This window comes from Acinetobacter sp. ABJ_C5_2, assembly GCF_044538485.1.
GTDB classification, from domain to species: Bacteria; Pseudomonadota; Gammaproteobacteria; order Pseudomonadales; family Moraxellaceae; genus Acinetobacter; species Acinetobacter nosocomialis_A.
On the sequence record NZ_JBIUCS010000003.1, the window covers coordinates 292,589 to 317,715 of the forward strand.

Below are 25,127 nucleotides of genomic sequence, written 5' to 3' on the forward strand. Positions count from 1 at the left end.
GTTTAGCTACTTGTTAATGTTCATTTTTTTATCAGGTTGACATAAAATGCTTTGATTGATGTTTTTTTAACCATTTTTAACATAAGTGTCAAATTTCCTTAACATTACGTTTCATCTATTATTGACTTCATAAATTGTTACAATACAATGACCCCAGCTTTATCTCTTGTTAATGCTGGAAATGATTATGAAAAAACTTGGTTTAGCCACTGCTGTATTATTAGCCATGACCGGTGCTCATGCTTATCAATTTGAAGTTCAAGGTCAATCTGAATATGTTGACACAACTGCAAACGATAAAAACTACACTGGTGACGTTGCTGGTACATTCTATTTGAAAAATGTTGATACAGCTAAGGGTCCTTTAGCTGAAGCAGCTTTCTTAAACCAAGCTTCTAGCGTGTCTTTAGGTTATAGCTATCAACAATATGACCAAAACAACGGTTTAAACTACCGTGTAGGTACATACGGCGTTAAAGGTGAGGCATACGTTCCAACTCCTTACCTTCCTGTATACGCTAGCGCTACTTATAACCACACTGACGTTGACGGTAAAAACGCGATTTCTCGTGATGACCAAGGCGACCGTTATGCTTTAGAAGTTGGTGCAATGTTGTTACCTAACTTCTTGATGGCTGTTGGTTACACAAGCGTAGCTAACCAATTTGCTTTAGATAACTTCGGTATCATGGGCAACGGTATCTACTCTGCTGTTAACCAAACTGCTGCTATCCAAAACGATCAAGATGCTGTTACAGCACGTGCTAAATATGTAGGTCCAATCGACGGAACTAACATGGCAATCGGTTTTGAAGCTGCTGGTGCTTTCGGTCAAGAAAACCAATACGGTTTAAAAACTGACCTTTACTTAACTCCTAAGTTAAGCGTTGGTGCTGCATTCATCGGTAACGACGGCGTAGCTAACATCAAAGGTAATGACCTTGGTGAATTCCGCCAAGCTTGGGGTGGTAACGTAAACTACTTCATCACTCCTGCTCTTGCAGTTGGTGCGTCTTACATGAAAGCTGACGTTAAAAAGTCTAGCTACGACACACAAACTATCGGCTTAAATGCTAAATTCCGTTTCTAATTTAATTTAGAAATTGAATTAAAAAAAGGACTCAATTGAGTCCTTTTTTTATGGCTTTTAACTACGTACGATATTTAAGAAATGTAAGTGACGTTCGTACTGATCAATAATATCTTGGATCAAATCTTCCTGCGTCCAGTCCATTACATCATAGTTTTGTCCACCCTCTCTCAAAAACACCTCAGCTTGGAAATATTGACCATCTTCGGCTTCAGTACGCCCAATTAAAAAACTTGGTGGCACTGTTTCACGTGAAACAACTTTATAAATAAAATTAATTTCATGGTGATGATCGACTCGAAGTTGCATACCGTCCTCAACTTCACTAATCGAAACCTCAAGATGACGGCGTTTAAACTCATGCTGAATATTTCCAAAAGCACGTGAAACCTGCTTTTCAATATATTGCTGAACCTCTTCTTCGCTATGAGGATAGTGCATAATTAAGCCAAGACGTTGTTGCCAACTTCTAGGGTTATGAATAGCACGTGGAGTAATGCGAGCTTCCTGAATTGCTTGCATTTTCGTGACATCGAGATGTAAAGCTTTTATAAGTCCCCAGCTCATCAGCAACATGACTACAGTAAATGGCAATGCACTCATAATGATTGAAGACTGAAGCGCGGCAAGGCCACCCACCAAGAGTAAAATAATAGCCAGCACCGCCATAAGCACTGTCCAGAACAGGCGTTGCCAAGTAGGTGAATTTTCAGTTTTTGCAGTTAAGTAGTCAGTAACGAGTGCCCCTGAGTCAGCAGAGGTCACGAAGAATAAAACCACTAAAATAGTAGCCAGAATATTCATGACACCTGACCATGGCAGGTGCCCTAAGAATTCAAACAGTGCAACTGATGAGTCTTGCTGAACAGCCTGAATGAGAGTGGTTTGATGTTCATGAATAATGCTAAATAACGCAGCATTTCCTAAAAAGCCCATCCAGATAATGGTAAAGCCTGTTGGAATAAGAAGAACGCCTACAATAAACTCTCGAATGGTACGACCACGTGAAACCCTCGCGATAAACATGCCCACAAATGGTGACCATGAAATCCACCAAGCCCAATATAAAATAGTCCATCCCCCAATCCATCCATTTGGCTGATAAGCATATAAATTGAATGTCATGGTAAAAAGGTTAGATATATATTGCCCAGTGTTTTGAATAGTGGTTTGAAGTAAATAAATACTAGGGCCAGCAATGAAGACAAATACTAATAATATTAAAGCTAAAACCAGGTTTAGTTCTGATAAGCGTTTGACCCCTTTATCTAGGCCTAAGAACACAGATAATGAAGCTAAAATGCTCACAAAAATAATGAGCAAAACTTGGATATTAGTACTTTGCTCGACACCAAATAAGTAATGTAAACCAGAGTTAATCTGGGTGACACCAAATCCGAGAGAAGTCGCTACACCAAATACCGTACCAATGGTCGCAAATATATCGATGCTATCACCCCATGGCCCATAAATCTTTTTACCAATGAGTGGATAAAGAGCTGAACGGGTCTTTAGAGGCAAATTATGACGATAAGCAAAATAAGCTAATGCTAAACCGACCACAGCATAAATTGCCCATGCATGTAAGCCCCAATGGAAAAAGGTCACACGTAGAGCTTGTTGTGCTGCATCAATGGTCTGTGGCTCACCGCTTGGTGGGTTGACATAGTGCATGACAGGTTCAGCAACGCCAAAGAACATTAAGCCAATACCCATACCGGCAGTAAACAGCATGGCAAACCATGAACCGTTACTGTATTCGGGCTGGCTATGGTCAGGGCCTAATTTAATCCGACCTATCGAAGAACAGGCAATATAAATCAGTAGGATAAGAAAGAAAGCAACCGATAAAACATAAAACCAGCTAAATGAATCAGTGATCCACTGTTTTAACTGCTGCGTGAGAAGTTCAAAAGAACTCGGAGCGATCACAACAACTGCTAGGAATAAAGCAATAATAATGACCGTACCCAAAAAGACATTGGGATTAACATTTGCGAACCAACTCGTTTGTTTGGAAGGCATAAATCCTCCATATTATTTTAATGAAAATGACAGGCTTAAAGCCAATAAAGACATTCAGGAATGAACAAAGTTATATCTTTCAATAGAGAAAGCCGATAATACTTTAAGTAAACTTAAATAATATTGCAGTTACAAAGGTGTAAATAAACTCAACACCTCCTTCTTTATTTATCAGAATTCTTTTTAGGGGCGTGTGAAATGTATTGTAAAGCGATCAAACGCGTAACAATTAATGCCAAGTACATAACGCCACAAAACATTTGTAACATCGCTAGAACACGTGCTGGTGGGCTAAGAGGCATGAGGTCAGACAGCCCTGTTGCCGACTGCAAACTAAAGCTTAAAAACAGTAAATCTAGCCAAGTTTGTAAGTGATGGACATGATTTGGATTTTGGAAGCTATTAGGAATGAGTATCTGACAAATGTTGTATAAAAATGCAAAGCCCCAAGCGATTAGGGTAAAAACAGCTGCTGCTGCAAACAATTCATCCCGTGTTAGATATCGGTCGGCAAACATATAACGAAATAAACCATAAGCTGCCGAGAAATAAGCTAACGCTTCACAACTATGGGCAAAAATCTGGATCGTTAAATTGCTGTAGCCTAATAAAATAAAAACTGAAGATACAATTGCCCCACTTACAAATGTGAGGCCCAGAAAAGTGAACATGGGGGTCTGACGAATAACCTTAGCAATAATGAGTAAAGCGAGAACTCCTAATGCCCAAGTGAAGGTTCTATACGCCTCATTATCAAAAGTCAGCATGGACAGAATAAGTAAAATGAACTGCACAAACAGCAACCATGCCGAAGGCAACAATCGAAAACCTGCCCAAAACTCGATGATAGATCGCATTTAATTATTTTCCATTTTTTCTTTATGTTTTGAATTATAGAAAATCATACTGTACAAAAAATAGGATAAACAAGTTGTTCTTTATTAAGGAGCTTCTTTTGATTAAGCCATACAAGAGAAACAAAAAAAGCCCCGTAGGGCTTTTTATGAGATGTTCAATATATTTTGATTAGTGGTCTGATGCGCCAGAAGCACCAATACCTGTCATTGAACGTACATATTGTGCATCGAAAGAAGCACGTTCTTTTTTCGCACGTGCTGAGTTGTCAGTCACTGAGAAGAACCAGCAGCAAAGGAAAGACAATGGCATCGCAAATAATGCAGGACCGTTAAACGGATTGATCGGTGTATCAGAGATTTTTAAAGTATCAACCCACACTGCTTTAGACAAGATGATTAGTACAACTGCTGTTACCAAGCCAACCACACCACCAATTACTGCACCACGTGTAGTCAAACCTTTCCAGAACATTGAAAGAACAAGTACCGGGAAGTTTGCACAACATGCTACAGAGAATGCTAAACCTACCATGAATGCTACGTTTTGCTTTTCAAACAAAATACCCAAAATCATGGCAAAGATTGCTAAACCAAGTGTCGCGATTTTTGACATACGAAGTTCAGAAGCTGGAGTTGTTTGACCTTTCTTAAATACGTTAGCGTATAAGTCGTGCGAAATTGCAGATGCACCTGAAAGTGTTAAACCAGCAACAACAGCAAGAATCGTTGCGAACGCTACTGCTGAAATGAAGCCCATAAACAAGTCACCGCCTAAAGCGTCACTAAGATGCACAGCCGCCATGTTGTTACCACCAACCAGCTCAAGCTTGCCTGACACTGCCATTTTTGCAACATCAAGGAATTGCGGGTTGTTTGATACGAACAAGATCGCACCAAAACCAATAATGAAAGTTAAAAGGTAAAAGTAACCAATGAAACCTGTTGCTACCACAACCGACTTACGTGCTTCTTTTGCGTCTTTTACAGTGAAGAAACGCATAAGAATATGTGGAAGACCCGCTGTACCAAACATAAGCGCTAAACCAAGAGATAAAGCATCAATTGGATTTGCAGCAAGTTTACCTGGCCCCATAATTTTTGAAGCATCTTCAAAGCTTACGTTATGAACTTTACTAAACACTTCAATAGATTGGGTGAACATGTTGCTGAAGCTAAAACCAACCGCTTTCATCACCATGAATGCCATGAAGGTCGCACCGCTCAGTAACATGACCGCTTTAATGATTTGTACCCATGTGGTTGCCAACATGCCACCAAAAATTACATAGGCCATCATTAATAGACCAACGATGACTACAGCGATGTTGTAGTTCAAACCAAATAGCAATTTAATGAGCTGACCTGCACCCACCATTTGCGCAATCAAGTAAAACGCGACAACAACAAGCGAGCTAAAAGCAGCTAGAGTACGAACTGGTTTTTCTTCAAGACGAAATGACACAACATCGGAAAGGTTATATTTACCGAGGTTACGTAAGCGCTCTGCTACCAAGAATAAAACGATTGGCCAACCTACCATGAATCCAAGTGAATAGAGCAAGCCATCAAAACCTGAGCTAAATACCATTGCGGAAATACCAAGGAATGACGCCGCTGACATATAGTCACCTGCAATTGCCAAACCGTTTTGGAAACCACTGATTCCACCACCCGCAGTATAGAAATCTTGTGCAGATTGGGTTTGCTTTGCAGCCCATTTAGTAATGAACAGTGTGAAACCAACAAAGATGACAAACATGATAATGGCATGCCAGTTGGTTGCTTGTTGCTCTGCTTCACCTAAATCTGGGCTTGCCATAGCAACTGTTGAATATAGCGATGCTGCACCCAATAGGGCTTTCGCTTTTAATGAGTTCCATTTCATATTAGTGTAATCCTTTCTCGTGCGTGATGGCTTCAACTTCCTTCAACGCTTCTTCACTCAACTGGTCAAGGGTATTATTTGCGATATAGGAATAGACACCACAGAGTAGGAAAGATAAAACAATAATTCCTAAACCAAGCGGGATACCCCATGTCGTTACACCACCACTAAAGGAACTCATCAAAAATTCTTTGTTGTAGCCCACAAGTAGCATAAAGCCCACATACAGCACTAACATGATGATGGTGAGCGTCCAGCTTAATGCACTTTTTTTCTTGACCATTTTTTGAAACTTTGGATTGCGTAGAATCTGTTCCACTTGGCTTTGATCCATAACCAAACTCCTTACCTAGTGCCCAACCTTGGTCACTTTTTTTTAATGTATTTTTTCATAATTAAAGTTAGCAAGATTCCAGCTTAGTCGTAACTTAGACTTTGGTCGTTAAAATTTAATCAATTTATAGCTTTGTTTCGGCATAGGTTATGATAGACACAAGGTTTCACTTATGTAGGTCATATGAACAGCTGGCTGATTATTGGGGTTCTCACTCTTTATATTGCGCTTTTATTTGTCTGTGCTTTTTTTGGTGAGAAGCATGCCAGTCGTCTCGGCACACGTGGCCGCATGTTTTTATTTAGTTTAACTTTAGGTGTCTACTGTTCTTCATGGACATTTTATGGTGCAACCGGCGCTGCCGTACGTGAAGGCGTTATCTTTTTACCTATTTATTTAGGTCCACTTTTATTTGTCTGGTTTGGCTATGATATCTGGCGGCGTTTAGGTCGAGTTCGCCAGCATCATGCGATTTCGTCAATCGCTGACTTCGTCGCAGCACGCTATGGTAAAAGTGGTGTACTCGCATCCTTGGTGACTATTCTTGCCGTTATTGCGATTATTCCTTATCTCGCCTTACAGCTCCGTGCGATTGCTTTAAGTACCTCTGTCATTATGGAGCAAAGCTCGCATATTCATACGACGACTAACAGCGTGTTATTGCTCACCAGTGTGCTTGCGATTTTAGCCATGATTTTTGGTACAAGGCAGATCGCAAACACGGAGCAACACGGCGGACTCATGCTGGCGGTTGCATTTGAGTCGTTCGTGAAGTTATTTGCCTTACTTTGTGTGGCTTTATTTTTTATTTTTGAATCACCGGCTAACCTCAGCCAAATGACCTCGGATGTGAACCAGACTTTTCAAGAAGTACAGCTCTTTGGTGTACCCGAAACTTTCTGGATTCAAACTTTGCTAGCAGGTTTAGCGATTATTTGTTTACCACGTCAGTTCCACGTGGCAGTAGTTGAACTACGCGATGAAAAGCATATTCGCGGTGCTCGTAAATGGTTCGCGGTTTATCTCATTTTAACTATTCTTGCCATTATTCCAATTGCAAGTTGGGCTTTACATGCCGCACCAAAGTTCCTGACCGTACCCGATGTGGCTGTACTGTCGTTACCTTTAAGTTATAACCAAGAGTGGCTCGCTTTATTGGCCTTTTTGGGCGGGTTCTCTGCATCAACAGGTATGTTACTGGTGTCATCAGTTGCTTTGTCTATCATGCTCAGTAACGACCTAATTATGCCAGCCTTGTGGCGTTTTAAGTTGCTGTCACGTCACGACAAACATTTACCTAAAGTTCTTAAATTTAGCCGTCGTATCAGTATTGTTGCGGTGATGCTACTTGGCTTTTTATTTTTCCACTTCTTTAATGATATTAACCAACTTTCAGTATTTGGTTTACTAGCTTTTAGTGCGGTAGCTCAATTTGCACCTGCACTTATTGGGGGGTTGTATTGGCGAGGTGGAAGCCGCCAAGGTGTTTATGCAGGACTCATCATTGGATTTTTAATGTGGAGTTATACTTTACTATTTCCAACGATTTTACGTAGCTTGCCTGAAGCCTATCAGGATGCTGCTCAAAGTATTTTGCTTTTTGGTCCTTTTGGCATTAATGCCTTACGTCCAGAGTCTCTATTTGGTTTTGAGTCATTTGCACCTTTAACTCATGGCGTGATTTGGTCACTTGGTTTAAATATTCTTTTATATATCTGGATTTCTAAGCTTTACCGTCCAAGTGTGGCCGAACAAATTCAGGCAGAAAGCTTTTTTTATTATGAAACCAAGCCTCTACCTTCACCGCATACATCTACCGATTTAACCTACCTCCCCCATGATGCAGCTCGCTTAAAAGTGGGTGATTTATTTGCCTTAGCTAAAAGAATTACGGGTGAGCAACCCACTACACAAGCGTTCGAAAACTTTTGTGAGCAAAACCACCTCACCCTTAACCCGAATAGTATTGCCAACGGCATGTGGTGGCGTTTTACCGAGCAATATCTAGCAGGTATTATCGGTGCCGCTTCTGCACGTACATTGCTGACTACAGCAATGATTAATAACGGTCTCGCTTTGGGTCAAGTCGCTAATATTTTAGACCAAGCATCACAGTGGCAACGTTTTAATCAGAACTTACTTATGACCATGATTGACCACATGACCCAAGGGGTAAGTGTGGTTGATAAAAATATGTGCCTGGTCGCGTGGAACAATCAGTACTTAAAATTGTTTGGCTATCCAAAAGACTTAGTCTATGTCGGCTGCCCAATTGCCGACCTGATTCGTTATAACGCTGAACGTGGCGAATGCGGTCCCGGTTCAGTCGAAGAGCATGTACGCAAACGTCTTCACTGGATGAAAGTCGGAAGCGCCCACGAATTTGAACGTATTCGTAAAGATGGTCGTGTGATTCAAATGCGTGGTAATCCTATTTCAGGCGGTGGCTTTGTGACGACATTTGCTGACATTACCGCTTTCCGTGCGAACGAAGCAGTCCTTGAAGCTCGTGTAAAGGATCGAACTCAACAGCTTGCTGATGCCTTAACAGAACAACAGCTTGCACGTGAACAAGCCGATATGGCCAATATGTCAAAGAGTCGATTTATTGCCGCGGCAAGTCACGACTTATTGCAACCGATGCATGCGGCTCGTCTGTTTAGTACTGTTCTTGAGCAAAGTATTTCGACAGAAGAAGACCGCCAAACATTACAACAACTTGACCGAGCACTCTATGGTGCCGAAAGTATGCTGTCTGCCCTACTCGATATCGCTCGTTTAGAAGGCGGCAGTATCCAACCGAAAAGACAGCCTTATCCTTTGCATGATTTACTCAGTGACCTTGAGTTGCAGTTTAAATCGATCGCTGCACAGCGGAACATTTCACTAAAAGTTCATGATGTATCGTTCTGGATTGATACCGACCCACAGTGGATTCGTCGTATTATTCAAAACTTTGTCAGCAATGCTTTACGCTATACCGCCAAAGGTCGAGTAGTCGTAGGTGTACTTCGTTCTGCACAACAGCAGAATCATATTCGAATTGGCGTTTGGGATACCGGACCAGGTATTGCTGAAGAACAACGAATTAAGCTTTTCCAAGAATTTGAACGTTGTGGACATTTGTCACCTTGGGGTGAACAAGGTTTAGGGTTAGGGCTTGCCATCGTCCAACGTATGACGGGTTTGCTCAATTACCCAGTTCATGTTTACTCAGAGTTGGGCAAAGGCTCATGCTTTATGATTGAGGTGCCTATTGTCGAGCCACCAAAAGTTGCAACTCCGACTGTACAAGCAGTGCCTTTAAAAACCAAAGCGTACCGTATTTTATGCTTAGACAATGATGAAACCATTTTAGAGGGTATGAGTAGTTTATTAGGCCGATGGGGTTATCAGGTGTTCAAAGCTACCGAACCTGAGCAGGCTTTAGAAATTATTAAAAAAGAGAATATTCAGGTTTGGCTCATTGATCAACACTTGAACAACAACCAGTTGGGCGTTGATTTTATTAATCAAAATCGTCAAGAAGATGTTCCAGTTGCTTTAATTACAGCAGATTCTCACCCTGAGTTACCGCAGCAACTCAAAGAGCTGAATATTGTTTTACTTAAAAAACCCCTTAAACCTGCCTCATTAAGAGCTTGGTTATCTGGGCTTAAAATTGCCAGCACAGCAGACTAATCTTTTTTCGCTCCTCAACCTTTTATAGGTTTGGGAGCGATTCTTGGCAAAAACGTTTGGCTAAATTTAAGCCAATAGGCAGAACTGCTCAAAAAGTCTACTTTTACCCAATAAATTATTGACCAAAATTTCCAAAGACTCTTTTTCTATGGCAAAGCCCACCTTTTTTGTAAGTGAACACGTGTACACCTAGTTACAATTTAATAAACTATTGTTTTTATAATTATTTATTTACTAAAAACCACCATATACGACTTTAGTCGTATTCTACTTGCTTTCTGCATGACACATAAATATTCAAAACGCATTTTATTCGTCTGAAAATTTATTTGAATTTATTTTGCCTTATCGCACCCCTGCTCATGAATTAACGCAAAGGACCACTGCCATGAATATTTCTGATAACAACCCGCAAGGGCAACTTTCGTCTCAACAATTTTATCGCCAATACAGTGCCAATGCCTTACTTCCAGAATTAGATTGGCAGAGTATTTTTCCACATAGCAAGCTTAGCGAAGCACATATCAAAGCACTTAACACAATTTATCAGTGTGCAGTCCCACTCGCGCTTAATGTATTTCACGATCTAAATTTTGATGTATTTGCACCTGCTGCTTATCATCCACAAGGCTTGGGCTTATTCGACAAGTTAGCGCAACAAGAAGAAAACTTCTTAAAAGTCCTTACTGCTGAGAGTGAAAATCTTGATCACGACACACGCCATCAAATCTGGAGCATGCTACTCCGTGGCGGCGCTGTTCTGGTTTTCAAAGCTTGGCTTGGCCATGTCAAACTTGGAGAAAATCATTTAGATATGACTCAGTTTGATGAGCTTTCTGACTTGCTCTTTATTAAGACACCTCCGCATCAACTTGCTGAACGTTTGCATGTAGATGAAAAAGCAAAACTTGACCATATCTTCTTAATGTATGGCAATGACATTTTCCTTGATCGCTTCAACAGTCTGGAAACTGCTGCTCTGTTCGTTGATTTAGGTGTTTATGATGCAGCTTTCTTAAGCTTGCGTGATGACCGTGTGGCTGAATATTTAAAAAGCAAAGGCTATGTGACTCAAGAACAAATTGATGATTTGCAATGTGCGCTTAACCCACTGTACTGCGACAGCCTAACACCAAAGCAAGATTGCCTTGCCTAAGTGGAACATATAAAAAAGACCTCAATTGAGGTCTTTTTTTATTTTTAGATTTTCTTATCTTCAATATTTAATGCACTAATTGCCAATACAGCCTGAGTACGATTTTGCACACCTAATTTTCTAAAAATGGCAGTTACATGCGCTTTAATGGTGGCTTCTGAAACATCAAGCTCATAAGCGATTTGTTTATTTAACAAACCTTCTGCAACCATCATCAAAACACGGAATTGCTGAGGCGTTAAAGACTGAATACGTTCAGCCAAAGCAGTTTCATCTGCCGCTCGCGGGTCAAGATTAATATTTGATGGTAGGTTTGGTGGTAACCAGATTTCGCCATCTAGAACTTGACGAATCGCTTCACCAATATGACTTGGATGAGCCGATTTAGGAATATAACCCATTGCACCATGTGCAATTGCACGTTGAATAATTGAAGCTTCTTCGTGTGCAGAAACCACAATAATAGGAATAGCTGGATATTGTGCTCTTACATAGACCAGAGCCGAAAAGCCTGAAGCACCCGGTAAATTTAAATCGAGTAATACCAGATCAGGTTCTGCCCCATTTTCCAAACGCTCATAAAACTCATCAACCGAAGCTGTTTCATGAATTTGTGCCTGTGGCAGGCTATAACGTACTGCTTGAATTAAAGCATGACGAAACAAAGGATGATCATCAACGATTAAAATATTCATAAGCGATTAAAGTAATCTTGAGCATAAGTATGGCCTATTGTAACCCTACTATTTAGATGAAAGATATGCTCATCTTATCCATTTTTATGCAAAATGTTGATAAATGCTGAACTTAGCCTCAATTTTTAGATGTTTTTACCTTTTAATCAAAATTAATCTGTTTTTTATATAAGCTTACTTTTTATTATAAAAAATATATCACCTATAATTATATGAAATAAAAACAGCAACTTAAACAAATTACAAAGTATAAAAATCAACTATTTAGGTTTTATATTTAAAACTGATAAGGTTGACCAATTTCGTTATTTTACAGTTTGCCGTCATTGTTGATTAATAAGTCCAATGTTGTTTTTTAGGCTTAGGAACCAAATCATGACTGGTATCGCATCATCAAAACCTTTAAATATTGTTGCCGTTTCTGGTGGGTTAAATACCCCATCTAAAACCGAAAGTCTGGTTCAGGCCATTCTTGATGAGTTATCTGAAGCAATTGATATTAAAGTTCACTTTATTAAATTAAGTGAAATTGGACCATTATTAGGCGGTGCATTTTATCGCAACCAACTTCCACAGCGTGTACAAGATGACCTTGCAGCAGTTGAAGCAGCAGATGCCCTAATTGTGGGTACTCCCGTTTACCGTGCTTCTTTCACAGGTCTTTTCAAACACTTTTTCGACTTTGTTGAACAAACTGCATTAGTTGATGTGCCTGTACTTTTAGCTGCATCAGGCGGTAGTGATCGTCATGCACTCGTACTCGAGCACCAACTCCGCCCATTGTTTAGCTTCTTCCAAGCACAAACTTTGCCAATTGGTGTATACGCGACAGATCGTGACTTTACCCCTGAATATACAGTGAAAAGTGAGCAATTAGCTGACCGTATCACCCTAGCAGTAGCGCGTGCATTACCAATTTTAGAATGGGCGCCAGCAAAAGGTAAACGTGCCGAGGTGATCAAATCTAAGACCCAGCAAGCGAATCAAGAGCTAGGTATTAACAAGCAAATTGAGCAAGAAGAAGTATTACCTTCAGCGGCTGTACCCAATCTTGATGCAGCAGAGTCTCGTTTGCATCACAAGTCTAGCAAATCATTAACGCATGTTGCCTAAGTTCAACATGGCTAAATAAAAATAACGAATGGGGAGAGCGCACCATGACGCAATTACAACAACCGATTAAATTTGCTTATTGGGTACCAAATGTAAGCGGTGGCCTTGTCGTAAGTAACATCGAACAGCGTACAGACTGGAGTTATGACTACAATGTTCGACTTGCACAGGCAGCCGAAAACAATGGTTTTGAATATGCGCTCACTCAAATTCGTTTTACGGCGGGCTATGGGGCAGAAAACCAGCATGAATCTGTGAGTTTCAGTCATGCATTACTTGCAAAAACTGAGAAACTTAAAGTGATTGCGGCTATTCTGCCCGGCCCTTGGAAACCGGCACTTGCGGCTAAACAGCTGGCTACAATTGACTATTTAACTCAAGGCCGTATTGCAATTAACGTGGTGAGTGGCTGGTTCAGAGGCGAGTTTGATGCGATTGGTGAAGAGTGGCCTGAGCATGACGAACGTTATGTCCGCTCTGAAGAATTTATTCGCACGCTAAAAGGGATCTGGACCACCGACAACTATAGTTTCGATGGTAAATACTACCAGTTCCAAAACTACACGCTTAAACCGAAACCTTTGCAAAAGCCTTATATTGAAATTTTCCAAGGTGGTAGCTCACGTGCTGCACGTGATATGGCTTCTCGCGTTTCTGACTGGTATTTCACTAACGGCAATACCGTCGAAGAAATTCAAAAACAAGTAGAAGACATTCGTACCAAAGCAAAAGCCAATAACCATCACGTCAAAATTGGTGTAAATGCGTTCATTATTGCTAGAGATACCGAAGAAGAAGCAAAAGCGGTACTTCAAGAAATTATTGATAAAGCCAACATTGAAGCTGTAAATGCCTTTGGCGATGCAACACGTGAAGCAGGTGCAGCCTCACCAGAACAAGAAGGTAACTGGGCAAAATCAACTTTTGAAGATTTAGTGCAATATAACGATGGCTTTAAAACCAATTTAATTGGTACACCTCAGCAAATTGCAGAGCGTATTGTGGCGCTTAAAAATGTAGGTGTCGATTTGGTACTTTCCGGATTCTTACACTTTATTGAAGAGGTGGAATATTTCGGAGAAAAAGTTCTGCCGCTCGTTCGTCAGTTAGAACTTCAACAGGAAAAGGAGGTAGAAATCCAAGCGAAATCAGCCTAAAAAACTCCAGTTAAAACAGCGCAAGATAATAAAAACAACAAATTAAAATAAAGTTTTATTGGCTCCAAGACTCGGCTTGGAGCTTTTATTTTTTAAGGTTTCTCAACTTCTCGAACGACTGTTTCAACCGAATATCGGCACCATTTTGAAAGAACCTCAATAAATTCATTTAATGCTGCAGGTTCAAAATGACTGACAATCATATAACAAGCATTGCCCATGACTTTAAAGCATTCATCGATTTGTTCGTATTGCTTCACTAAATTTTCAATTTCTTCAAAAGCGCGTTGTTCATTTAAATGTAAATGAATAAATTGTTTATACGAATAGTGAACGGCAATGGTGTAGTTTTTGATAACCCCAGCATCCATTAACTGAGCAATTCGAGCACCCACAGCCTGCCCCGTCCGGTGAACTCGCTGCCCGATTTCTTTATTTGTCAGACGGGAATCTTGTTTGAGTAATGCAATAATTTTTAGATCAATCGGGTCTAATTCAATATTCATTTTTCATGGCGAAAGAAAACTAGCGTTAATGCTTTCATAGGACTATAGCCGATTTTACTGACAGAGAATAACCTTGTTTTATCTCATATCAACAAGAGTGTTCTCATGAAACAAGCACTGTTAGTTATCGATGTTCAAAATGATTATTTTAAAAATGGCAAAATGGAATTGGTTGGGCCAGATCAAGCGCTCGATAAAATAAAGCAGCTGGAACAATATTTTAACGAGAAAAACTTACCCATTATTTATGTGCAGCATATTAACCCGCCACAAGCCAGCTTCTTTCAAGAAAATACAGATGGAGTGTTACTTCATCCTGAACTCAATGTTCACAATGACTCATTGGTTGTAACAAAGTATTATCCAAATAGTTTTTTAGAGACCAATTTAGATGAACTTTTAAAAGCACATCAAATTGAGCAACTCGTGATTACAGGTATGATGACTCATATGTGTATTGATTCAGGGACACGCGCAGCGAAAGAACTTGGCTATCAACCCATCTTAATTGCAGATGCTACCGCAACACGTGATTTAAGCTATGCTGGAAAGACTGCAAAAGCTGAAGATGTACAAACTGCGTTTTTAACTGCGCTTAGTACGTTTGCAAATGTACAAAATACTGCTGACTTTTTAGCAAACTATTAATCGAGCTTAATAAAAAAAGCCCCATTTGGGGCTTTTTAAAATTAGTTTTGCTTATCAGGATAAACCGTTGCAATTAACTGATCTACCACAGCAGGTTCCGCCAAGGTTGAAGTATCGCCTAAACTATCAAGCTCGTTTGCCGCGATCTTTCTTAAAATACGGCGCATAATTTTACCCGAACGGGTTTTTGGTAATGCTGGCGCCCAGTGCAAGGCATCTGGCGAAGCTACTGGCCCAAGTACTTTACGTACCCAGTTAATTAACTCTTTACGCAGTTCTTCCGACTCTGGAACTCCCGCTTGTAAGGTCACAAAAGTACAAATACCCTGACCTTTAATATCATGCGGCATACCTACTACGGCTGCTTCTGCTACCGATTCATGCGAAACAAGAGCACTTTCAATTTCAGCCGTACCTAAACGGTGGCCTGAAACGTTTAAGACATCGTCAACACGGCCTGTAATCCAGTAATAACCATCTTGATCACGGCGAGCACCATCACCTGTAAAATAAGTATTTTTAAAGGTTGAGAAGTACGCCTCGATAAAGCGATCAGGATCGCCCCAAATGGTACGCATCTGACCCGGCCATGAATCTTTAATGACTAGATTACCTTCAGCGGCACCTTCTAGCTCATTGCCCTCGCCATCTACAATTGCGGGTTGAATACCAAATAACGGACGCGTTGCCGAACCCGGTTTTAAGGCTGTTGCACCCGGTAATGGAGCAATCAAAATACCGCCTGTTTCGGTTTGCCACCATGTATCAACAATTGGACAGCGGCCTTCACCAACAACGTTGTAGTACCAATTCCAAGCCTCAGGGTTAATAGGTTCACCCACTGAACCTAACAAACGCAGGCTGCTACGGTTACTTTCACGTACATACGAATCGCCTTCTCGCATCATGGCACGAATCGCAGTTGGCGCTGTATATAGAATAGAGACTTTGTGTTTATCGACCACATGACCAAGACGTGCCCATGTTGGATATTGAGGGACGCCCTCAAACATTAAGGTCGTCGTACCATTTGCAAGTGGTCCATAAATCAAATAACTATGCCCTGTAATCCAGCCAATATCAGCTGTACACCAATACACGTCATCTTGTTTTAAATCGAAGACCTCTTTAAAGGTACTGGTTACATAGACTAAGTAACCACCCGTGGTATGTAACACACCTTTCGGTTTACCTGTTGAGCCCGAAGTATAGAGAATAAATAAAGGGTCTTCTGCCTTCATTGGTTCTGGAGGACAGTTTGCATCTACCTCCATAATAATGAGGTGATACCACAAATCACGACCAGGTTTCATTTCAATCGGGTTTGCATTGCGGTAAACCACAATCACGTTTTCAACGCACTCGGTACCCGGCAATGCTAAAGCCAAATCGACGTTTTCTTTAAGGGGTAATAGTTTGCCAGCACGTAGACTTGAGTCTGCGGTAATCACCAGTTTAGCTTGGCTGTCTTCAATACGACTTGCCAATGAATCTGGCGAAAAACCACCAAATACCACGCAGTGCACCGCACCAATACGAGCACAGGCTAACATGGCAATTGCCGCTTCTGTCACCATTGGCATATACAACACAACGCGGTCACCTTTACCAATGCCATATTTCTTTAAAACGTTGGCAAAGCGGCAGACTTCATCATGTAATTCTTTATAAGAAACAATTTTATGACGAGAAGGATGGTCCCCTTCCCAAATAATTGCAGGTTTATGAGGATGTTCTTTAAGATGCCTGTCCAAACAGTTTGCTGACACGTTCAACTCACCATCGGCAAACCATTCAATCTTGAAATTGTCTTTATCAAAACTGGTATTTTTAACTTGGGTAAATGGCTTTATCCAATCGACAATTTTAGCTTGCTCTGCCCAGAATTTATCTGGGTTCTCGATAGAGTGTTGATAACGTTTAAAGTAGTCTGCTTCAACAGTACGAGCTGTTTTTTTAAATTCCTCTGGTACTGGATAGATCTCATTCATACGCAACTTCCTTGATCTTGTGCATCCCATCTCGAGACTGTGGCTATTATTTTACTGGATCTTATTTGTATGCCTTTTCAGTATGATGACTCTTTCAAAGCCTAGACAATCCGACTTTGGTCACATATTAATCACTTACTCAAGCATACGAAATTGTGAACATTTTTATAAAATTAAGTTGATTTAAAACATTTGTCTATAGCTTTTACTTTTATAATTTTTTTAAGTTTTGATGGTTTTGACCATCAACAAAGATTATTTTACCTTTTAGACGCAGCACAGGAATAAAATAATATGTTTGCCGAAACGCCCTCTTCACGTCCACCTCAACTTCCATTTAAAGACAGTCCTTTTTCAATTCGTGGTCGCTTTAACCGCATGAGTTATTTGGGTGGTTATGGCCTAATTTATTTAGTCACCCTCATAGGTTATTTCATTTTGGCCTCATTTCTTGGAAGTTTTCAGCTTTCAAGTAATCTATTTAATTTTGAGTTTTACAGTTCTCTTTCTGGCGTAAGTGCTTTAGTCGTCTGGGCTTTTTGGCTATTTTTGATTTATTTAAATATTGTTCTGGTTGTTAGACGCTTACACGATTTAAATAAAAGTGGCTGGATGGGGCTGCTGTTATTTATTCCAGTCATACAGTTCTTTTTCATGATCTATCTACTGCTTGCCTCTGGTACAGCAGGCACCAATCAATATGGTCCAGCTCGACCTTCAACATTTATAGAAAAACTGATGGCTTGGCTTATTTTGTTAGCTATTTTAATTAGTCTCATTTCCACAGCAGGATTTTTTTATTATTTCTCTGGGACTGACACCCTAGAAACACCAACACAAATCTTACAAAAAGGAACGCAATACTTTTAATTAAAAAACACTTTATTATTTAGTTGAACTCATTATAGTAGGCGCACATTTTATCTCCTACTATGATGGAAGCTGAAAATCGCTTTCATGAATTTATTCAATCGAGACTTGTCGTGGCTGATGAACAAAAATCCTTAACGGATGTTGCAAAAAATACAGGCGAACTGTTGCAAGAAGCGGGCACTAAAACCACTCAAACGGTTTTAGCACATACCGAGAAATATCATGATGCATATACCACTATCGACAAAATTGTAGATAGTTTCTGGGAACGTGTACCTTATATCTGCATTGCGATTACCGTTTTTATTATTTTTTGGCTATTGACCAAGTTATTTAAGTTCTTTGTTCGTAAGACTTTAGAAAATCGCTCTTATACTCGCCAAAATCTGGTACTTGTTTTAAACCGTGTCGGCAGTACAACAATTTTATTCTTTGGTTTCTTAATTGCTCTCGTCATTATGATTCCAGGGTTCACACCGGGCCAACTCATGAGTGCCTTAGGTATTGGTTCGGTCGCAATTGGTTTTGCGTTTAAAGATATTTTCCAAAACTTGCTCTCGGGTATTTTGATTTTATTGAGCGAGCCATTCCGTATTGGCGATTCAATTGTTGTAAATTCACTTGAAGGGACTGTTGAAGATATTCAGATTCGTGCAACCTTCTTACGCTCGCCAGATGGCCGTCGTATTGTTATTCCAAACGCAACTGTTTATACAAGTGCCTTAACGGTAAATACAGCCTATCAACAACGACGCTGCGAGTTTGTGGTCGGAATTGGCTATGACGACGATGAGCAAAAAGCGAAACAAATTATTTTAGATATTCTCAATAATGACCGAAATGTATTGAGTCAGCCTGCTTTCTCGGTTAACGTGACAGCTCTAGCCGACTTCTCGGTTAACCTTACGGTACGCTGGTGGATTAACACCACTGAGACAGATATTTCATCATCTACAAGCACTATTCAAGCCGAAGTAAAACAAGCCTTCAATGCAAATGGCATTAATATTCCTTACCCAATTCAGGAGTTAAAAATGGCTGCAAATCATTTGCCATTGAATGCGGAGAACTCAGCTAAATAAACGACCTAAAATATAAGAAATAGACGTTTCGGTTCTTAAAATACGGTTGCCTAAGCTCACAGCTTGGCAGCCGTTTTTTGTGAGTAAATCAATTTCATAGGGAATAAAACCACCTTCGGGCCCCACGACAATACTGCAAGCATGGTCAATGTTACTTGGCATACTCTGCTCAGCATAAGGATGAGCCACATAGGCAGGAGATTCTTCTGAAATGAGTGTTGGCAAAACGTCTTCAACAAAAGGTTTAAAACGTTTATACATCTGAACTTCAGGAACGATGGTGTCACCTGCTTGTTCAAGTCCAAGCGTCACATAGTTATCTATTTGCTGTAAAAATGGAGTTTGCCAATAGCTTTTATCAACGCGATAACTATGGATCAAACTGATTCTTTCAACACCTAAAGTCACACTATCCATAATTAAACGGCGCAAAACTTTAGGTCTTGGTAAAGCCACAATTAAATGAACTGGAAGTTTTGCCGGTACTGCTTCTTCACGAATAGGGCGTATACACACTTCTTGCTCATCAATCGAAACAATTTCTGTGACATAACGCGTGCCATTACGAATACCAACTTTCAGATTTTGGCCAACCGTAATATCAAGATGTTCACGTAAATGTTGTAATTGACGCTTTGAATGAATCGACCAGATTTCTGACTGAGTATCTTCAGGTTCTAGTAAAACAATATTCATGGTTTTTCGGCCAAATACCGGTTAATCACCCCAATATGTTTTTGTAGCGAACCTTGATTACGCTGCAATACTTTATGCGCCTGTGTAACGAGCTGTTCAGTAGCTTCAGGTTCTGCCAGACAAGCCAACCAGATATCAACGACCTGCTGTGCATCTTGAGCAATCAGTACACCATTTTCATCAATGAACTCATCGACAATTGTTTGAAAGTTGAAATAACGCGGCCCCACCACTGTAGGTACATTTAAAACCATAGGTTCTAAAATATTATGTCCACCACCCGGCTCATTTAAAGAACCACCTACAAAGCACACTTGACTTAAAGCGTACCATAACCAAAGCTCACCCATGCTATCGGCCAAATAAACCTGCGTACTGGCATGAATACTTTGCCCCATACTTCTACGATGCGTAACTAAATTTAAATTTTGACAAATTTCAAATACTTCATCGAAGCGTTCAGGATGACGAGGCACAACTATGCATACCAACTCACGATTGGAATTTAAATGAGGCGCAAGTGCTTCTAAAATTTGTTGTTCTTCAGGTGCATGTGTACTGGCAATCGTCACAACCTGACGGTTTTCCAAATACCACTGCTGATGCAATTGGGCAGCTTGCTTAATAAAAGCCTCAGGTGCATGAATATCAAATTTAATATTTCCAACCACCTGACTTTTATGCTCGTCTAAACCAAGCTCGATATAACGCTGACGGGTTGCACTATCTTGCGCTAATACCCAATCGATTTGCTTTAACATACCGGCAGTTAAACTTGAGACTTTACTATAACCCTTTGCTGACTTTTCAGATAAACGAGCATTAAGTAATAAACATGGTACATGCTGTAACTTGGCTTGATCAATTAAATTGGGCCAAAGCTCTGTTTCAACTAGTGCCAAAAGTCTCGGTTGATATGATTCGAAAAATTGTTTTAAAAGCGGTTTTTGGTCTACAGGCAAATAAACCGCTTGGAATAAATCTAGATAGGGTTCTTTTAAAAAAAGTGACTTGGCACGAGCCTGACCTGTTTTTGTAGTATTGGTCACTAAAACTGGCTGCCCAAGTTTGAGATAGTGCTCAATGAGTGGCTGTGCAGCATTGGTTTCCCCGACTGAAACAGCATGAAACCAGATGGCTTTTACATTCTTCGGATCTTCAAACGGCCCAAATCTTTCCAGACATTCCTGATGATATAATTCCAGACTTTCTGCACGTCTTTTTATCCGCCAGCGATAAAACGGTTTTAATAAATGGAGTGCTGTGTTGTACCAAAATGGGGTCGCCAAGCGGTTTGCCTCAAATAGTCAAAATTTAAAAACTGGGGAAAATATAACATAGATAAAAAAAATGGCAGAGTTTCGATACCTAAACTCTACCATATACAAGAAAAGTCATTGACTGAACTCACAAAAGAGTAAGTTCAGCAAATAATAAATTTAAACAAAATAACGATTTTATGAAGCTTCTAAAGCAGGATAGTCCGTATAACCTTCAGCGCCTTTAGCATATAAAGTCGTTGGTTGAAGTTCATTTAATGGTAGACCTTGCTCTAAACGTTGTAAAAGATCTGGGTTCGCAATATAAGCCTTGCCAAAAGATACCGCATCTGCCTGACCTTCACGCAAAATACGTTTTGCTGATTCTGGTGTCAGGTTTTCATTAGCAATCCATACACCATTAAATTTTTGACGTAATTGCGGACCAATACTATCTGCAGCTTCATATTCACGAGAGAAAATGAAAGCTACCTTACGTTGACTCAATTGCTCAACCACATAACCGAATGTTGCTAACGGGTTTTCATCACCCATATCGTGTGAATCGCCACGCGGTGCAATATGTACACCTACTCGGCCAGCGCCCCACACTTCAATAAAGGCATCAACCACTTCTAATAATAAACGAGCGCGGTTTTCAACCGGACCACCATATTCATCATCACGTTGGTTGGTATTACTTTGAAGGAACTGGTCAATTAAATAACCATTTGCAGCGTGTAACTCAACACCGTCAAAACCTGCTGCTTTAGCCAGCTCTGCTGAATGTTTATACTGAGCAACAACTTCTTGAATTTCTTCAATTGAAAGCGCACGTGGTTTTACATATGGGCGCTTAGGACGTAATAAACTCACTTCACCCGCAGGTTGAATTGCACTTGGTGCAACCGGAATATCGCCATCCAAAAGTTCAGGATCTGAAATACGGCCCACATGCCAAAGTTGAACTACAATTTTTGAATCTTGCGCATGAACTGCTTCAATAATCTTGTTCCACGCTTGTGCCTGCTCTTGTGACCATAGTCCAGGAGTGTCTGCATAACCCACAGTTTTTGAACCAATCACTGTTGCTTCAGTGAGAATGAGACCAGCATTTGCACGTTGCTGATAATATTCCACCATTAAGTCGTTTGGAACACGGCTTTCGCCACTACGTGCACGTGTTAATGGGGCCATTACCAGTCGATTTTTAATTTCAAAATCACCAACTGTTAAGGGAGTATTGAGTTCAGCCATGATCGCCTCGACTTACACTTTATTTGTTTTAAAGTGTTTGTTTTAAATGTTCGATATATTGCTGAATCAAAGCTTCGTTACGTGAAAAATAAGACCATTGTCCATATTTTTGGACCTGAATGAGACCGGCCTGCTGTAATACAGACAAATGATTGGACATTGTAGACTGAGCTACTTTACCCAAACGTTCAATATGACCTGCGCAAACCCCTTTTTCAAAACTACCACCACACTCTTCTACCGGTAAATAATGCGCAGGTTCTTTTAACCATTGCAGAATCTGCCGACGCAGAGGATTGGCTAGGGCTTTGCTAATTGCATCAATATCCATAGGCTCAACACGTCTTTTAAACGAACAAAGCTTTGTTCAGCATTTCGAAAACATAATATCGCATTTTTTCGATATTCATATCCATTTTTTTCGATATTCATATCGTATTTTTCCGATTAACTTCCGATCACTGAACTGCTTTGCCGTTTTAATCGCTAAAAATTTAAGAGCTTAAAAGAACTAAAAGTTCAAAAGACTCTTATAACCCCTGCTTTAAACTCGCTTCAATGAAGCGATCAAGATCACCGTCAAGAACTGCACCAGTATTTGAGTTTTCAACACCTGTACGTAAGTCCTTAATACGAGAGTCATCAAGTACATAAGAACGAATTTGGCTACCCCAACCAATATCAGACTTCGAGTCTTCAAGTGCTTGAGCTGCTTCATTACGTTTTTGCATTTCTAGTTCATACAATTTTGCACGTAACTGTTTCCATGCATGATCACGGTTCGCATGTTGTGAACGCTGGTTTTGACACGCAACCACAATACCAGATGGGATGTGTGTCAAACGAACTGCTGAATCTGTTTTGTTAATGTGCTGACCACCTGCACCAGATGCACGGTAAGTATCAGTACGAACATCAGAAGGATTAATATCGATTTCGATATTGTCATCAACTTCCGGTGAGATAAACACCGCAGAGAATGACGTATGACGGCGGTTACCACTGTCAAAGGGTGACTTACGTACTAAACGGTGTACACCTGATTCTGTACGTAACCAGCCATATGCATATTCACCTTCAACACGAATCGTTGCAGATTTGATACCTGCTACATCACCATCAGAGACTTCCATAAGTTCTGCTTTAAAACCGTGACGTTCAATCCAGCGCATATACATACGTAATAACATTGAAGCCCAATCTTGTGCTTCTGTACCGCCTGAACCTGCCTGAATCTCGACATAGCAAGGATTCGGGTCCATTGGGTTGCTAAACATACGGCGGAATTCAAGTTTTGCTAATTCTTCTTCGGCAGCGCCAAGCTCAGATTGCACATCTACCAGCAAGCTTTCATCATCAGCTTCAACAGCTAAATCCAGCATTGCTTTGGCATCTTCAAGCTGTGTAGATAAGCCATCTAATACATTAATAACGTTTTCTAGTTCGCCCTTTTCTTTTGCCATTGCCTGAGCACGGTTTTGATCATTCCAGATCGCAGGGTCTTCTAACTCACGTAAAACTTCTTCTAAACGTTCTTTTTTCAGATCGTAGTCAAAGATACCCCCGTAGTGTTTGGCTACGATCAGTTAAGTCTTTCAATTGGTTTAGATAAGGATTAATTTCCACGCGAGTGTTCCCATAAAAGCAGATAAACAGTCGAATATTTTATCATAGCTATGGTTATCTTCGAACCTGCTTTAATCTTTAACTCATATTTTCAATTTAAAAAGTTTTTATTCCTTTCAGAAGATTTTAAGCTTTACTCGTAACATCCCCATACAAAATTGGGTACTTTTCCAGCATTTTTGAGTTTCTACACAAAATCTCCTCAATTTTAATAAAATAAAACATTATGTTTTTATATTTAAAAATCAATATTTTAAATTAAATATATTTACAAAAAAAGCACATGGTTACAGTACGGTTACTTGTGCAAGATTGACGCTAATTGATTTTGCTCTAGACTAAAAGTTGTAACAAAACATTTATAAAATCGTTTTTAGAGGGGAGAGATTCCATGAAAAAACTAGCAATTGCATCAGCTCTTTTATCTGCGCTTGCAGTAAGCGGCGCAGCAAACGCTTACCAAGCTGAAGTTGGTGGTTCTTACACTTATCTTGATCCAGATAACGGCAGCAGCGTAAGTAAATTCGGTGTTGATGGGACTTATTATTTTAACCCTGTTCAAACACGTAATTCACCGCTTGCTGAAGCAGCATTCTTAAACCGTGCAAGCAACGTTAACGCACACGTTAACTATGGCGATAACAGCGGTACTAAAGATACTCAATATGGCGTAGGTGTTGAATATTATGTTCCTAACACTGACTTCTACCTTAGCGGTGATGTAGGCAGAAATGAACGTGAAATCGACAATTCGAACTACGACCAGAAAGTTACAACTTATGCTGCTGAAGTGGGTTACTTACCAGCACCAGGTTTGTTGCTTGCTTTAGGTGTTAAAGGTTATGACGAAAAAGACGGTAAAGATGGCGCAGACCCTACCGTTCGTGCGAAATACGTAACTCAAGTTGGTCAACATGACGTAAACCTTGAAGCTTATGGCGCGTTTGGTGACCTTGACGAATATAAAGTTCGTGGTGACTACTACATCGATAAAACTTTAAGTTTAGGTGTGGACTACTACAACAATGACTTAACTGATAAAGACGAATGGGGCATTAATGCTAAAAAATTCTTGAATCAGCAAGTAAGTCTTGAAGGTCGTATTGGTTTCGGTGATAACGACAACACTTATGGTGTTCGTGCAGCATACCGCTTCTAATCTTACCTAGATTAAAAAAATCCGCTCAATTGAGCGG

The 25,127-nt window shown here is 40.2% G+C and carries 21 protein-coding genes; 9 read left to right on the plus strand and 12 right to left on the minus strand.

The window, feature by feature from the left end:
* Positions 1–187 precede the first annotated feature (187 nt).
* Positions 188–1,090, plus strand: coding sequence for a porin Omp33-36 (omp33-36, locus tag ACH8JV_RS06540; RefSeq protein ID WP_002054064.1), 903 nt, complete (start codon positions 188–190; stop codon positions 1,088–1,090).
* A gap of 57 nt (positions 1,091–1,147) precedes the next feature.
* On the opposite strand, the gene ACH8JV_RS06545 is transcribed toward omp33-36, so the two are convergent.
* From ACH8JV_RS06545 to ACH8JV_RS06560, 4 genes are all read right to left on the minus strand, one after another.
* On the minus strand, positions 1,148–3,115 hold the full coding sequence (locus tag ACH8JV_RS06545) for a BCCT family transporter (RefSeq protein WP_396520282.1): 1,968 nt from the start codon (positions 3,113–3,115) through the stop codon (positions 1,148–1,150).
* 164 nt (positions 3,116–3,279) lie between these two features.
* Positions 3,280–3,972: an ion channel gene (locus ACH8JV_RS06550; protein WP_396520284.1), complete on the minus strand. Its 693-nt coding sequence runs from the start codon at positions 3,970–3,972 to the stop codon at positions 3,280–3,282.
* 169 nt (positions 3,973–4,141) lie between these two features.
* Positions 4,142–5,857 carry a cation acetate symporter gene (locus ACH8JV_RS06555; protein WP_263614801.1) on the minus strand — a complete coding sequence of 572 codons (1,716 nt, stop codon included), beginning with the start codon at positions 5,855–5,857 and terminating at the stop codon, positions 4,142–4,144.
* A gap of 1 nt (position 5,858) precedes the next feature.
* On the minus strand, positions 5,859–6,191 hold the full coding sequence (locus tag ACH8JV_RS06560; RefSeq protein ID WP_000372818.1) for a DUF485 domain-containing protein: 333 nt from the start codon (positions 6,189–6,191) through the stop codon (positions 5,859–5,861).
* A gap of 183 nt (positions 6,192–6,374) precedes the next feature.
* Here ACH8JV_RS06560 and ACH8JV_RS06565 point away from each other — a divergent pair, with 183 nt between their 5' ends.
* Positions 6,375–9,872, plus strand: a complete 3,498-nt coding sequence (locus ACH8JV_RS06565; RefSeq protein ID WP_396520286.1) for a PAS-domain containing protein — start codon at positions 6,375–6,377, stop codon at positions 9,870–9,872.
* 388 nt (positions 9,873–10,260) lie between these two features.
* Positions 10,261–11,028, plus strand: a complete 768-nt coding sequence (locus ACH8JV_RS06570; protein WP_396520288.1) for a hypothetical protein — start codon at positions 10,261–10,263, stop codon at positions 11,026–11,028.
* A 44-nt stretch (positions 11,029–11,072) separates the two neighbouring features.
* Here the strand turns inward: ACH8JV_RS06570 and ACH8JV_RS06575 are convergent, their stop codons facing one another.
* The gene (locus ACH8JV_RS06575) at positions 11,073–11,723 is read right to left on the minus strand and encodes a response regulator transcription factor (RefSeq protein ID WP_031955588.1); all 651 of its coding nucleotides are present in this window, start codon (positions 11,721–11,723) and stop codon (positions 11,073–11,075) included.
* A 375-nt stretch (positions 11,724–12,098) separates the two neighbouring features.
* Here ACH8JV_RS06575 and msuE point away from each other — a divergent pair, with 375 nt between their 5' ends.
* Together msuE and sfnG are read left to right on the plus strand one after the other, a co-directional pair.
* On the plus strand, positions 12,099–12,836 hold the full coding sequence (gene msuE, locus ACH8JV_RS06580; protein WP_396520290.1) for an FMN reductase: 738 nt from the start codon (positions 12,099–12,101) through the stop codon (positions 12,834–12,836).
* Between the two features lie 44 nt (positions 12,837–12,880).
* A complete protein-coding gene (sfnG, locus tag ACH8JV_RS06585) occupies positions 12,881–13,993 on the plus strand; it encodes a dimethylsulfone monooxygenase SfnG (protein ID WP_396520292.1) in 1,113 nt (370 codons plus the stop codon).
* Between the two features lie 92 nt (positions 13,994–14,085).
* Here the strand turns inward: sfnG and ACH8JV_RS06590 are convergent, their stop codons facing one another.
* Positions 14,086–14,499: an Lrp/AsnC family transcriptional regulator gene (locus ACH8JV_RS06590; RefSeq protein ID WP_263614804.1), complete on the minus strand. Its 414-nt coding sequence runs from the start codon at positions 14,497–14,499 to the stop codon at positions 14,086–14,088.
* 105 nt (positions 14,500–14,604) lie between these two features.
* Between ACH8JV_RS06590 and ACH8JV_RS06595 the strand changes: the two genes are divergently transcribed.
* Positions 14,605–15,147, plus strand: a complete 543-nt coding sequence (locus ACH8JV_RS06595; protein ID WP_396520294.1) for a cysteine hydrolase family protein — start codon at positions 14,605–14,607, stop codon at positions 15,145–15,147.
* A gap of 41 nt (positions 15,148–15,188) precedes the next feature.
* Here the strand turns inward: ACH8JV_RS06595 and acs are convergent, their stop codons facing one another.
* A complete protein-coding gene (gene acs, locus ACH8JV_RS06600) occupies positions 15,189–17,138 on the minus strand; it encodes an acetate--CoA ligase (RefSeq protein WP_396520296.1) in 1,950 nt (649 codons plus the stop codon).
* Between the two features lie 294 nt (positions 17,139–17,432).
* Here acs and ACH8JV_RS06605 point away from each other — a divergent pair, with 294 nt between their 5' ends.
* Both ACH8JV_RS06605 and ACH8JV_RS06610 read left to right on the plus strand, forming a co-directional pair.
* A complete protein-coding gene (locus tag ACH8JV_RS06605) occupies positions 17,433–18,008 on the plus strand; it encodes a DUF805 domain-containing protein (protein ID WP_343568922.1) in 576 nt (191 codons plus the stop codon).
* 113 nt (positions 18,009–18,121) lie between these two features.
* On the plus strand, positions 18,122–19,093 hold the full coding sequence (locus ACH8JV_RS06610; RefSeq protein WP_004704965.1) for a mechanosensitive ion channel family protein: 972 nt from the start codon (positions 18,122–18,124) through the stop codon (positions 19,091–19,093).
* On the opposite strand, the gene ACH8JV_RS06615 is transcribed toward ACH8JV_RS06610, so the two are convergent.
* The 5 genes from ACH8JV_RS06615 to prfB form a co-directional block, all read right to left on the minus strand.
* Complete coding sequence (locus tag ACH8JV_RS06615; RefSeq protein ID WP_396520298.1) at positions 19,082–19,789, minus strand: 16S rRNA (uracil(1498)-N(3))-methyltransferase; 708 nt, start codon at positions 19,787–19,789, stop codon at positions 19,082–19,084. The genes ACH8JV_RS06610 and ACH8JV_RS06615 overlap by 12 nt on opposite strands.
* Positions 19,786–21,078, minus strand: a complete 1,293-nt coding sequence (locus ACH8JV_RS06620) for a 3-deoxy-D-manno-octulosonic acid transferase (RefSeq protein ID WP_396520300.1) — start codon at positions 21,076–21,078, stop codon at positions 19,786–19,788. The genes ACH8JV_RS06615 and ACH8JV_RS06620 overlap by 4 nt, the downstream gene beginning before the upstream one ends.
* A gap of 168 nt (positions 21,079–21,246) precedes the next feature.
* On the minus strand, positions 21,247–22,305 hold the full coding sequence (locus ACH8JV_RS06625; protein WP_396520302.1) for an alkene reductase: 1,059 nt from the start codon (positions 22,303–22,305) through the stop codon (positions 21,247–21,249).
* A 28-nt stretch (positions 22,306–22,333) separates the two neighbouring features.
* Positions 22,334–22,636, minus strand: coding sequence for a helix-turn-helix transcriptional regulator (locus ACH8JV_RS06630; protein ID WP_002053977.1), 303 nt, complete (start codon positions 22,634–22,636; stop codon positions 22,334–22,336).
* Between the two features lie 199 nt (positions 22,637–22,835).
* A protein-coding gene (gene prfB, locus ACH8JV_RS06635) for a peptide chain release factor 2 (protein WP_099143691.1) occupies positions 22,836–23,931 on the minus strand; the annotation gives its coding sequence in 2 pieces (ribosomal slippage) (positions 22,836–23,858 and positions 23,860–23,931; 1,095 coding nt in all).
* Between the two features lie 391 nt (positions 23,932–24,322).
* On the opposite strand from prfB, the gene ACH8JV_RS06640 reads away from it, so the two are divergent.
* Positions 24,323–25,090 carry a putative porin gene (locus ACH8JV_RS06640; RefSeq protein ID WP_396520304.1) on the plus strand — a complete coding sequence of 256 codons (768 nt, stop codon included), beginning with the start codon at positions 24,323–24,325 and terminating at the stop codon, positions 25,088–25,090.
* Positions 25,091–25,127: the final 37 nt, after the last annotated feature.